Origin of the sequence: Amycolatopsis sp. SID8362, assembly GCF_010550475.1 — a bacterium.
GTDB classification, from domain to species: Bacteria; Actinomycetota; Actinomycetes; order Mycobacteriales; family Pseudonocardiaceae; genus Amycolatopsis; species Amycolatopsis eburnea.
In genome coordinates this window covers 1-12700 of the sequence record NZ_JAAGNB010001007.1, presented here as the reverse complement: position 1 = coordinate 12700, position 12700 = coordinate 1, and the positions used below count along the sequence as shown (strand labels likewise).

7 protein-coding genes and 1 pseudogene are annotated in these 12700 nt (G+C 69.9%); 2 read left to right on the top strand and 6 right to left on the bottom strand.

Annotated features, from left to right (window positions below; translation table 11 throughout):
- The first annotated feature begins 65 nt into the window (after nucleotides 1-65).
- Both G3I65_RS59140 and G3I65_RS31300 read left to right on the top strand, forming a co-directional pair.
- Nucleotides 66-1862: pseudogene (locus G3I65_RS59140) on the top strand (IS481 family transposase).
- A 240-nt stretch (nucleotides 1863-2102) separates the two neighbouring features.
- Nucleotides 2103-2825 carry a DDE-type integrase/transposase/recombinase gene (locus G3I65_RS31300; protein ID WP_160699295.1) on the top strand — a complete coding sequence of 241 codons (723 nt, stop codon included), beginning with the start codon at nucleotides 2103-2105 and terminating at the stop codon, nucleotides 2823-2825.
- Nucleotides 2826-2874: 49 nt separating this feature from the next.
- On the opposite strand, the gene G3I65_RS31295 is transcribed toward G3I65_RS31300, so the two are convergent.
- The 6 genes from G3I65_RS31295 to G3I65_RS31270 form a co-directional block, all read right to left on the bottom strand.
- Entirely contained in the window at nucleotides 2875-5508 is a 2634-nt protein-coding gene (locus G3I65_RS31295; protein WP_160699294.1) for a valine--tRNA ligase, read from the bottom strand.
- Between the two features lie 77 nt (nucleotides 5509-5585).
- A complete protein-coding gene (locus G3I65_RS31290) occupies nucleotides 5586-7244 on the bottom strand; it encodes a carbamoyltransferase C-terminal domain-containing protein (RefSeq protein WP_160699293.1) in 1659 nt (552 codons plus the stop codon).
- A complete protein-coding gene (locus G3I65_RS31285; RefSeq protein ID WP_160699292.1) occupies nucleotides 7241-8464 on the bottom strand; it encodes a cytochrome P450 in 1224 nt (407 codons plus the stop codon). Before G3I65_RS31285 ends, G3I65_RS31290 begins: the two co-directional genes overlap by 4 nt.
- The gene (locus tag G3I65_RS31280; protein ID WP_160699291.1) at nucleotides 8461-9528 is read right to left on the bottom strand and encodes a glycosyltransferase; all 1068 of its coding nucleotides are present in this window, start codon (nucleotides 9526-9528) and stop codon (nucleotides 8461-8463) included. Before G3I65_RS31280 ends, G3I65_RS31285 begins: the two co-directional genes overlap by 4 nt.
- 57 nt (nucleotides 9529-9585) lie before the next feature.
- Nucleotides 9586-12144 carry a pyridoxal-phosphate dependent enzyme gene (locus tag G3I65_RS31275; protein WP_160699290.1) on the bottom strand — a complete coding sequence of 853 codons (2559 nt, stop codon included), beginning with the start codon at nucleotides 12142-12144 and terminating at the stop codon, nucleotides 9586-9588.
- Nucleotides 12141-12700 (bottom strand): isoprenylcysteine carboxylmethyltransferase family protein (locus G3I65_RS31270; protein ID WP_160699289.1); only part of this gene is annotated, 560 nt, incomplete at its 5' end. The genes G3I65_RS31275 and G3I65_RS31270, both read right to left, overlap by 4 nt.

The following is a 12700-nucleotide window of genomic DNA, read 5'->3' as shown; positions in this document are numbered from 1 at the left end:
TAGGTGACGGGTTGTTCTCGGGACTTCCTTGACAGAGTCGATCATGCTTGTGATCATCTCCGGCTGTGGTGGACAGTGCGGCGTCTCCGGACCGGGAATGGTTGGTGGAGCAGCGATATCGGGCGGTGTTGGAGGTGCTGGATGGGTCACCGGTGAGCGAGGTGGCCGTCCGGTATGGCGTGTCCCGGCAGGCGGTCTACACCTGGAAAGCCAAGCACGCGGCCGGCGGTGTGGACGCGCTGCGTGAGGTGTCCCGCCGGTCCCGCACGAGCCCGACGCGTGTTCCGGCTGATGTTGAGGCGTTGATCTGCGAGATGCGGCGGGCGTATCCGCGGTGGGGTGCCCGGCGGATCGCGTCGAGCTTGATCAGACCGGGATGGCCTCGGCGCCGTCGCGGGCGACGGTGCACCGGGTGCTGATCCGCAACGGCCTGGTGCGCCACCAGGAACAGCAGCACAAGCGCACGTACAAGCGGTGGCAACGCGAGGCCCCGATGCATCTATGGCAGCTGGACCTGGTCGGTGGGGTGTTCCTCACCGACAGCCGGGAGTGCAAGATGCTCACCGGCATAGACGACCACTCCCGGTTCATCGTGGTCCGGCGGTGCTCGCGGTCCCGTCCGGGCGGGCGGTGGCGGTCGCGTTCCTGAAGGCGACGCGGATCTACGGGGTCCCGGCCGAGGTGCTCACCGACAACGGCAAGCAGTTCACCGGGCGGTTCACCAAACCCCGACCGGCGGAGGTCCTGTTCGAGCGGGTCTGTCGCGAGAACGGCATCACCCCGAAACTGACCAAGCCCTGCTCTCCCACCACAACCGGCAAAATTGAGAGGTGGCATCGCACGCTGCGCGAGGAGTTGCTGGACGAGTGCGAGCCGTTCGCTGACCTGCCGACCGCGCAGGCGGCGATCACCGCATGGGTGCACACCTACAACCACGACCGGCCCCACCAGACGATCGGCATGGTCACCCCGGCCAGCCTCTTCCGCCCCGGCGCTCGGCCCGAGCCGACCACGGGCACGAACATCGTCCTGGCTGACCCAGCGCCGGCCGAAGCCATCCCTGCCGCGACGGCCACGGCGGAGCCGGCGAATGGTGTGTTCTGCCGAACTCGGCGCGGTCGAGTTCGACGCGGTCATCGCCGCCAGCGGGCTGCTCAGCGTGATCCCCGCGGTCCAGCGCATCCGGATGGGCACCGACCGGGCCGGGCAGCTGGCACACGTCTGGGCCGACGAGCACACCGTCCACGTCCTCGTCGACGAGCAACTGGTCAAGACCGTCCCGTCGAACCTCAACGCCGAGGACCTGCAACACCTGGCCATGCGCGGAGCACGCCCCGCCGGACCACCACCCGCGCCGTCCTCGCCAGCCTTGCTCGACACCATCCCGGCCGGCGCGGTCATCGAGCTGGACCGCACCCTCGATGAGGGCGGATCTGCACTGCTTGCCGGCGAACGCACCAAGATCGGCGCCGAACTCGCACGACAGAAGGTCGCCCTCCGCCTCGACGGACATCTCCTGCACGTCGTGCACAACGGAGTCCTGGCCAAAACCCTCGCCGCACCCGTCGCGCTCGAGCAACGCCAGCGACTCAAGGGCGCTCGCATCGCCACGACCCAGCTGCCCCCTCCCGCCGCGGGTCCAGTCAGCGTCCAAACGCCGCGTTCCCCGTGACGGCGTCGTCATGGTCACCCGGCAACGCCTGCGCGTCGGCCGCACCTAGGCAGGCAAGATCGTCACCATCCACGTCGAAGACACCCACTTCCGCGTCACCTGCGACGGAGTCCAGCTCTCCCTGCACCCACGCACCGAACAACGCCCGGTCACCCGCTGGAAAGCCAAGATCCACACACCCAAACTCTGACCAGCCACGTCCAGGATGTCCTGAGTCTTTCAACCATGTCCTGACGACAAACGATCAACAGAGTCCTGAGTCCTCACACCACAGTGGCTGCCCCGCGCGCCACCGCCGCAGGCGCTCGACACCGCCGAGCGGGACCAGGTGCTGGCGTTGCTGACCAGCCCGGCCTACCGGGACCTGGCGATCCCGCAGGTCTGGGCCAGAGAGCTGGACGAGGGCCGGTACTGGTGTTCGGTCTCCACGATGTACCGGATCGCCCGCGCCGCCGGCCAGGTCCGGGAACGCCGCCGGCTGGCCACCCACCTTGCCAGGGGCCGGCCCGAGCTGGTCGCCCGCGGCCCCAGTGAGGTGTGGTCGTGGGATATCACCGCACTCAAAGGACCCTCGAAAGGGATCTGGTACAAATGCTACGTCATCCTCGACATCTGCTCCCGCTACGTCACCGGCTGGCTGGTCGCCGCCGCGGAGGACGCAGTCGTGGCGAAGGATTTCCTCGACGACGCCATGAACCGCAACGGTAGCCGGCCGCACACGATCCACGCCGACCGTGGTGGCGCGATGGTGTCGAAACCGGTGTCGGAACTGCTCGTCGATCTCCGTGTCATCCGGTCGCATTCCCGCCCTCGCACGTCGAATGACAACCCGTATTCCGAGGCTCAGTTCAAGACCTTGAAGTACATGCCCGACTTTCCTGAGCGGTTCGGATCGCTGGAGGACGCCCGCGCGTTCTGTGACGGTTTCTTCATGGCCTACAACCACGAACACCGGCATTCGGGGATCGGGATGCACACACCCGCGTCGGTGCACTTCGGCACCGCCGAGCAGATCCGCACCCAGCGCCAAGCCACGCTCAACCAGGCCTACGCCCAGCACCCCGAACGCTTCACGCCCCGGCCCCGACCGCCCAGGCTGCCCGAAGCGGCCTGGATCAACCAGCCCGCCGACCAGCCGAGACCAGCGCTCTAAACACAACCTGCCTCACTTGACTTGACAACTACCGACTCGACCCGGGTAGTCAGCTTGCCGGCAGCGCCGCGAGCAGCGCGTTCACTCGATCGATGTCGGCGACAGCAATGTCCTTGCGTGCCTGGATCTTCGCGACGATGTCGGCAGGAGCCTTGCCGACGAACTTCGGGTTGCCCAGCTTGCCCTCGCACTGCGCGAGTTCCTTCTGAGCCACCGCGAGTTCCTTGTTCAGGCGGTTGCGCTCGGCGGCGACGTCGATGGCGCTGGAAGTATCCAACCGCACGGTCACCTCGCCGATCGGCAAAGCCACCTCGAGAGTCGCCGTCGCCGAAAAGTCTTCACCTGGATCCTCGAGCCAGGTGATCGCGCGCACCGCCGCTTCGTGCGGCAGCAGGGCGGCCCATGATGAACCGGACAGTTCGGTCGGCACCCGCTTGCGTGGAGCTAGGCCCTGGTCAGCGCGGAACCGGCGGATCTCGACGATCAGCTTCTGCATCGACTCGATCCGCAGCGCTGCTTCTTCATCGGGCCCTTCACCGGACACCGTCGGCCACGCTGCGACGACCAGCGATTCCCCGCCGGTGAGCGTGGTCCAGAGCGTTTCGGTGACGAACGGCATGATCGGGTGCAGCAGCCGCAGGAGCACGTCAAGCACACGGCCGAGCACGGCCTTCGTGGACTGGACGCGCTGCTCGTCCTCGGCGATCTGCACCTTCGCCAGTTCGAGGTACCAGTCGCAGAACTCGTTCCAGGTGAAGTGGAACAACTCTTCGGCGACCTTGGCGAACTCGTACTCCTCGAACGAGGCGTCCACTGCGGAGACGAGCCTGTCGGCACGGTCCAGGATCCAGCGGTCGGCATCGGTGAGTTCGGCACGCGGCGGGACCGTTTCGACGACGGTGGCACCATTGCCGAGAGCAAAGCGGGTTGCATTCCAAAGCTTGGTAGCGAACCGGCGGGCATTGTCGACGTTTTCCTCGCCGATCGGGACGTCCACACCAGGGTTGGCGCCGCGGACCATGGTGAAGCGCAGCGCATCGGCGCCATAGCGGTCCAGCCACTCCACCGGATCGACACCGTTGCCAGCAGTCTTGGACATCTTCTTGCCGAACTTGTCCCGCACCATTCCGTGCAACGCGATGGTGTGGAACGGCTGCTGCCCGTCCATGGCGTAGCCACCGAACATCATCATCCGGATGACCCAGAAGAAAAGAATGTCGTACCCGGTCACCAGCACGCTGGTCGGATAAAACTTCTCGAGGTCCCGGGTCTTCTCGGGCCAGCCGAAAGTCGAGAAAGGCCACATGCCAGCGGAGAACCACGTGTCCAGCACGTCCTCGTCCTGGCGCCAGCCGGCCGGGGGCTCCTCGTCGGGCCCGAGGCAGACCTGTTCCCCATTCGGGCCGTACCACACCGGGATGCGGTGCCCCCACCACAGCTGCCGGGAAATGCACCAGTCGTGCAGGTTGTCCACCCAGTCGAAGTAGCGCTTGTCCGCCTCGGGCGGGCTGATCGCCACCCGGCCGGACCGCACGGCGTCACCGGCGGCCTTGGCCAGGGACTCGACCTTCACGAACCACTGCAGCGAAAGACGTGGCTCCACCGCTTCCCCGGAGCGCTCGGAATGCCCGACCGAGTGCAGGTAAGGACGCTTCTCCGCGACGATCCGCCCCTGCTCGCGAAGGGCTTCGCGCACCGCGACCCGCGCCTCGAACCGGTCCATGCCGTCGAACTCGGTGCCCGTGTGGGCGATGCGGCCTTGCTCGTCCATGATCGTGGGCATCGGCAAGCTGTGCCGCTGGCCGATCTCGAAGTCGTTCGGGTCGTGCGCGGGGGTCACCTTCACCGCACCGGTACCGAACTCCGGGTCGACGTGGGCGTCGGCGATGATCGGGATCTTGCGGCCGGTCAGCGGGAGTTCGATCTCGGTACCAACCAGGTGCCGGTAGCGCTCGTCGTCCGGGTGCACCGCGACGGCGGTGTCGCCGAGCATGGTCTCGACGCGGGTCGTGGCCACCACGATCGCGGCGTCCCCGTCGCCGTAGCGCATGGACACCAGTTCGCCCTCGACGTCCTTGTGCTTGACCTCGGCGTCGGACAGGCCGGACCGCATCGACGGCGACCAGTTGATCAGCCGCTCGGCGCGGTAGATCAGGCCGTCGTCGTAGAGCCGTTTGAACATGACCTGCACGGCCCTGGACAAGCCGTCGTCGAGGGTGAACCGCTCGCGGCTCCAGTCGACGCTGTCCCCGAGCCGGCGCATCTGGTTGAGGATCTGGCCGCCGTACTCCGTCTTCCACTCCCAGACCCGCTCGAGGAACTTCTCCCGGCCCATCTCGCGCCGGGTGGTGCCTTCCTTGGCGAGCTGCCGCTCCATCAGCACGTGCACGGCGATGCTCGCGTGGTCCATGCCAGGCAGCCAGCAGGTTTCGAAGCCCTGCATGCGCTTGCGCCGGATCAGCGCATCGATCAGCGAGTGCTCGAAGGCGTGCCCGATGTGCAGGCTTCCGGTCACGTTCGGCGGCGGGATGACGATCGAGTACACCGGCTTGTCGCTGTCGACGTCCGCCGTGAAATAACCGGCCTCCACCCAGCGCGCATACAACTCACCCTCTACCTCAGCCGGATTCCAGGTCGGCGGCAGTTCACGGGCGTTGCGCTGCTCAGGCAGGGTCTCGGTCACGGAACGGAGTCTACAAAACGTCACCCGGCGACCTCAGGGCAGATCCCTGTCGCCCCCGCGTCCGGTGGCGTGACCGGTCATGCCTGTTTCCGGATGATCGTCCGGCCGAGCACGAGCGCGTCCAGCGGCGAGGCTGAGAAGGTGCGGATCGCGTCGAGCGGCGTGCAGACGAGCGGCTCGCCCGCCAGGTTGAACGAGGTGTTCAGCACGACCGGCAGGCCGGTCCGCCCGCCCACACGCTCGAGCAGCTCGGCGAAGCGAGGGTTGGTTTCGTGCCTGACGAGCTGCGGCCGGCAGGTACCGTCGACGTGCACGACGGCCGGAATCCGGGCACGCACCGTGTCCAGCACCGGACAAGCGGTTAGCATGAACGGTGCACGGCCAGCCGTCCCCACGACGTCGCCCGCCGCGGAAGCCAACAGCGACGGTGCGAGGGGTCGCCACTGCTCTCGCTGCTTGATCGAGTTGACGCGGATCCGCCTGCCCACGTCGCCGGGGTCGGCCAGGATGGACCGGTTGCCCAGAGCGCGGGGGCCGAGTTCCATCGCGCCCTGGAACCAGCCGATCACGTGCCCCTGCTCCAGCAGCGCGGCGGTGTCCGCGGCGACGTCCTCGGCCTCGACCGCGGGCAGGCCCAGCGAATGGGTGAGCGCGAGCAGGGCATCGTCCGGGTAGTCCGGTCCGAACGACGCCGTCTCGACGGCTGCCCAGGGCCGCTCCCCGTCGGCGGCACTGACCGCGAGCGCGGCGCCCAGCCCGGTGCCGGCGTCCCCGCTCGCGGGGAAGACGTACAGCTCGTCGACCAGCCCGGACCGCTCGATCACCCCGTTGGCCGAGCAGTTGAGGCCGACCCCTCCACCGATGACGAGCCTGCGGGAGCCGCTGCGCTCGACGGCGAGCCGTACCAGGTGCAGCAGGGTGGTCTCGAGGATGGCCTGGCCAGTGGCCGCGGCACGCTGGTGCGCCGGTCCCAGCTCGACATCCGCACGGGCGCGGCTGGTCAACGAGCTGACGGGGTAGCGCACCGGGACCGGCTCGCCGAACTGCTCGGCGCACCAGCGCCGCCAGTACGCCACGACCCCCCGGTAGCGCCGATACGGGTCTTCGGGGTGGCGAGGCGCGGCGATCGCGCGGTAGCCCTCCGCGGACAGCTCGAACGGAAGCGGGACGGCCTGGGGTTCGGCATACGAAGCCAGTCCCATGACCTTGCCCTCCTCGCCCAGCTCGAAGCCGAGGTGGTTGGTCAGCGCGAGGTAGAAGAAGCCGAGGGAGTCGGCGATGTCGAACTCCTGCTCCAGCTCGATCTTGTCCCCGCTCGCCCGGCCCAGGCAGGTGGCGATGCCGTCGCCTTGGCCGTCGACGGTGAGCACCGCGGCGTCGGCGAACCCGGAGCAGTAGAACGCGGCGGACGCGTGAGAGAGCGCGTGCCCGACGATTTCGATGTCGGGAACCCGCGCGCCGGCGAAGAACGGATGCGACAACATCGTCTCGTGCAACCGGGTCGGCCAGTCGGATCGCTCCGCGGGCTCCCAGCTCAGCGCGAGGACGTCCACGTCGTCGAGGCGGATCCCGGCCTTCGCGAGGCAGTAGTGCGCGGCATGGACCGGCGCGGAGCCGTAGGCGTGCTTGCGCCTGGTCAGCCGCTCCTCCTCGACGACGGTCACGATCCGGCCGTCCTCGACGAGCGCCGCGGCGGCGTCGTGGCCGTAACCGCCGCTGATCCCCAGCACCTTCATGAGCGACCCTCCGAAATGGCGATTCTCAGACTTTCCACACTGCGCATGTTCGATCCGGGATGCCGGCGGGGCGGCGCCACGGCCTCGATCCGCAGCCCGGCCGAGGTGAGCTGACCGAACGCCTCTTCGCCCTGAACGGTCGCGAGAGCGGCGCCGAGGCAGTAGTGGATGCCGAACCCGAAGCTCAGTGCCCGGGGGCCGCTCCGGCGCACGTCGAACCGGTGCGGCTCCGGATAGCGCCGCGGGTCCCGGTTCGCCGCGGCGAGGACGGTCACCACCAGTTCGCCGGGGGAAACCTCCGCCGATCCGACGCGTAGGGGCGCGAGGGCATGGCGGCCCGTCGTCTGCACCGGCGGATCCCAGCGCAGCATCTCGGCGACCGCACCGCTCAGGAGCCCCGCGTCGGAGCGCAGGGCGTCGTACTGACCGGGATGGGTGAGCAGCGCGCTCAGGCCGTTGCCGAGCACCCCGAGAACGGTCTGGTAGCTGGCGTTGTAGACCTGGAAAACCAGGCGGACTACCTCGTCGACGGGCAGCTCCCGCGCGTCTCCCACCTCGGCCAGGGTCGAGATCAGGTCACCGCGCGGCCGGGTCCGCGCGGAGGCGACCAGACCACGTACGTAGGCGTCGATCTCTTCGGCGGCCGCGTCGGCGTCCGCGAGCTGCCCCGGGGAAAGGTCGCGTTCGAAAACCGCGTTGAACGCGAGGGTGCGGTCACGGAACCGCAGACGGTCCGCCTCGGGAATTCCGATGAAGTCGGCGATGACCCGGCGCGGGAGCTGTTCGGCGAACTCCGGGATGAAATCGACCTCGCCGACCTCGAGCAGGTGCTCGCGCAGCTCGGTGACGTGCTTGCGGACGGACTCACGGGCGCGGTCGATCGGCAGGCGCAGAAAGTGCGCGCCGAGCAGGCCGCGCAACCGGGCGTGCCGCGGCGGGTTGGCCGTCAGCAGCATTCCGGCGAGCGTGCGCAACGCCGGGTGTTCGCGCCAGCCCGCACCACCCCGGGACCGCCCGGCCTGTTCCACGTCCGTGCCGAAGGCGGTGTGCTTCAGCACGTGAGCCGACAGGTCGTAGGCCGTGGTGAGCCACGTTCCCTCGGCGACGCGCATGATCGGGCCGTGCGAGCGGAGCCGCTCGTAGAGCGGGTACGGGTCGGCCGGCGCACGCCCGGCGCGGAACAGCCGGTCGAACAGTTCCGCCGGTGCCGGGCCCGTCATCCGCACAGCTCCTCAACCAGCTGTGCGCCGACCTCGCGATCCGGCAGGCCGGCCCACTCCGCGGCCAGCTCGCCCGCGGCGGCCGCATACGCCGGCTCGCTCGTCACCGCGTCGATCGCGCTTCGCAGGGAACCTGCCGTCAGGGCCTCGCGCGGCACGGTGCGCCCCACCCCGAGTGCGGCGCACCGGCGGCCGTTGGTCACGTGGTCGGCCCCGGCGGGCACGACGACGAGCGGGACGCCGTGCCGCAATGCGGCCATCGTGGTACCGAACCCGCCGGCGGTGACCACCGCGGCGCAGTGCGGCAAGACGGCGTTGAAGTCCAGCCAGTGCCGGGGTTCGGTCATCGCCCGGCCCAGCCCGGCGGTCGCGGCCCGCACGGCCGTTCGCACGGCGGCGTCGGCAGTGAACACGGTGCCGAAGGTGAACAGCACGGCGCCGTCAGGGCCGGTCCACGGAGGAGTTCCCGGCGGTGACGGGGTGCGCGGGCGCAGGAAGCAGTGCGTCGGTCCGATGTGGACACCGAACTCCCTCGGGTCGGGCAGGTCTTCCGTCGCGGTCACGAAGCTCGGCAGCGCGGGCGCGAGCGTGAGGTAGCGGTACAGCACGTCGGCGTCGAGCGTCGCGGTGCCCGCTACCCGGCCGAGCACCTCGAGCGAGCCGCCGAGCTCGGCGCGCCAGATCCGCGGTGGGAGGAAACGGTTGTCGCGCCCCGCCACGTGGGGCAGGCTCGCGGCTTCGGCCACGGCCAGCCCGGCGAACTCGACCGGATCGCGGACGAGGACGTCCGGGCGCCACCGGCGGACCAGCCGAGTCAGGTCCGGCAGCGTGGCGTGGGCGAGTGTCTCCACGAGCACTCTTCGCGTGTAGGGGAAGTCGCGGTCGCCTTCGTGCCGCGCCTTGGCGAGCGCGGGAACCAGCCGCGCTTCCTCACCAACCCGGAAAGCCGGGCCCACCTCCGCGAAATCGAGCTCGTACTGCGCGCACAGCTCGCCCAGCGGCCGGGCCGAGGCCACCAGCACCTGGTGGCCCCGGCGCACCAGTTCGCGCAGGACGTCGACCATCGGCAAAAGGTGACCGGCGCCCGGTTGGGTCGTGCACAGCACACGCACGTCGCGGCCTCAGCCGGCCGCGGCGATCGCGTCGCCGACGACTCGGGCGAGCAGCGACACCTGCTCGGCCGACCGGTCACCGGCGTAGAGACGGAGAAACGGCGCGCCGTCCTCGGCCATGCTCGCGGCCGCCGAAATCCGCGGCGTGTTGAACCCGAAGCTCACGCCCTTCGTCAGGTGCAGGCCGCGCCGTCGGGCCCGATCGAGCATGTGCTCGATCAGCGCCTCGAGCTGGTCGCGGTGGTTGGCACCGGAGTCGTGCAGCCTGAACGTGACACACCCGCCCGCGTAAGGCAGAGTCCGCGCGATCGCGTCGTCGGGGTGCTCGCCGCTGGCCGGGTGCACGACGTCGGCGACCGCCGCGACCTCCGGCCTGGCGAGCAGCGTGCGGGCGACCGTCGCGGCGTTCCCGCAGATCCTGCGCATCCGCCGCCCGAAGAAAGCACGGTCGTAGCGGGGGAACAACTGCGCGTTGTGCCGGTAGAGGATGCTGCCCGTGTTCCGGCGCAGCCGGTCCAGCGCCGGGCGCAGCTCCACCTTGGCGGCGACCAGCCCCGCCATCCCCGCGTCCATGCCGAGCTGGAGGTATTTGGAGCAGCTCTCATAGTACAGCACCTCCACCGGGGGCGGCGAGTCCAGCAGCAGTCCGGACAGCGCGGCGGGGGCCATCGTGCCGTCCACCACCAGTGTGATCGGCTCGGTGACCACCTCGGAAAGCGCTTGCACCAGCCCGGGCAGGTCGACCAGGCGCTGCTGCGCCGTGTTGGCGACCGGGTCGACGAAGAGGCACCGCGGCCGGTGTCGCAGTATGTCCTCGACCAGCCCGTCCACCGAGTACGACCGCGCGGTGACGGTGTGCGTCGAGGTCAGCGAACAGAGTTGTTCGGCGGCCTCGAAGTAGACGTACGGAGCGAGGAGCACGGTGTCGCCCGGGCGCAGCCGGTGCCGGAGCAGGAACGCTTCGATCAGTGCGTACGAGGCCATCCCCGACGAGGTCGCCGTCGTCGCGTGCCGCTCCGGGTCGAGCCCGAGCACCTCGGTGAGCTGAGACTCGACCCGGGCGACGGCGGCGCTCTCGTACCGCTCGTAGTTGGCGCCCGGCGAGTCCTGGGCCCCTACGTCGAAGAACTGACCGACCGTCGCCTGCGCATGGGACGGCGCACACCAGTCGAAAGCAGCCTGTGCCGACGCGACCACGGTCGCGGCGTGCCGCACGACGATCTCGGCGCGCACCGCCTCCGCCGGGTCCGCCTTCTCTCCCCCGCGCCCCAGCACCCCCGCGAGCCGCTGCGCGACCAGCTCGCAGTCGACGCGGACCTGCTTCACCACGTCGGCGTTGACCAGGACCTCCGCGCGAGCGCAGTAGTCGGTGTACTCCTCGAGCTCGGCGAGCACCTCGTCCACTCTGGACAGCCAGGATCGAACCTGCGCGTCCTGGTCGTCGCGGGCGTCCGGTGCGTCGGCGAGCGGCTCGCCGGTGTCGCTCGGTTCCATGCGCAGCGCACGGCTGACGGGTAGTTCGCCGACGGTCCGCCCGCGCAGGTCGAGCAACCGCACCAGGTCGTCGTCTGCGTACGGGTAGCGCTCGATGCGGGAAAGCGTCGTGTGGTGGACGTTCCCGCCGCACAGCGGGAGCACCACCGGCCCACGCAGCGCACCCGCCTGCGCAAGGCGCAGGCAGGCGATGACCGCCGCCGCGCCGGCCGGTTCGACGAGGAGGCTCTCGTGCACCAGCAGCGCGAGCGTCCCGGCGGCCAGTTCCTCTTCGGTCAGCGGGACGATCGACTCCACCCGGTCACGGATCAGCGGGTAGGTCAGCGAATCGGCGTCGAGATTGACTGCCAGGCCGTCGGCGAGCGTCGGCTGGTGCACCACGCGCACGATGTCCCGCGCGGCGATGCTGGCCGACATCGACCGGTAGCGCTCGGGTTCACACCCGAACATCCGCACCCCGGGGCGCCTGGTCCCGGCGCCGACGGCCAGGCCGGAAAGCAGGCCGCCACCGCCGACCGGCGCGATCATCGCCTCGACGTCTTCGACTTCGTCGAGCACCTCGAGCGCAATCGTGGCGGCGCCGGCGATCATGTGCGGGTCGTTGTAGGGCGAGATGAAGTACCACCCCTGTTCGCCGGCGAGCATCCGCGCGTGGGCGGTCGCCTGCTCCAGGGAGTTGCCGTGCTCGATCAGGCCCGCGCCCGTGGCGAGGATCCGCTCGCGCTTGAGCCTGCTGGCAGTGACCGGGATGCAGATGTTGGCCGGTCGCCGCAGCCGGCGCGCCACCTCGGCGACGGCGAGCCCGTGGTTCCCGGCCGATGCCGCGATGATCGGTCCCCGCAGGCCGGCGAGCACCGTGTTCAGCGCGCCCCGGAACTTGAACGAACCGGTGTGCTGCTGCAGTTCGAGCTTCGCGTAGACGGGAAATCCCACTCGCCGCTCGAGCCAGGGCAACCGGCGGACCGGTGTGCGCACCACCTGCCCGGTCAGTCGCTGCTCCGCGGCGGACACGTCGATGACGCGCAATCGGACGTCTTCGGTGGCTCCCGGCCGGTGTCCGTCGGTCAACGTCATGCTGCTCCTTCCCCGCCGGCACGCCGCCGGCGAGCCGCGCCGAGCGCGGGCACGAACCGGGGCGTCGCGGCGGCGTACCGGGCATACGGTGCTCCGAGCCGTTCGTGGAGCAGCCGTTCCTCCACCCGGACTCGCCTGAGGTTCGTCAGCGCGGTGGCCACCGCGAACGCCGCGGCCACGGCCGGCGAACCCGCGCTCAGCACCGGTCCCGCGTTGAGACCAAACAGCCCGACGTAGGAGGGGTGCCGGACGAAGGCGTACGGCCCTCGCACGCAGACCTGCTGTTCAGGCAGGACTCGGACGTGCCCGGTGAAGCGCTTACCGAGGGCCCGGACGGCCGCGACGCGCAGCCAGCCACCGGCCACCACCAGGGCCGCACCGGCGACGACCGGTGCCGTCCGGCGGTTCCGCGACGTCGTCAGGAGCGGCGCCCACCACGCCAGCAGGTGCGTGACGACGATGCCGTGCCGGGTGCCGCCGTCGTCGCCGCTGTGGACCGCGGCCGCGTTCGCCGCATCGTCCTCTGCCGCGACCTCGGCGACCGTCCACGCGCTCA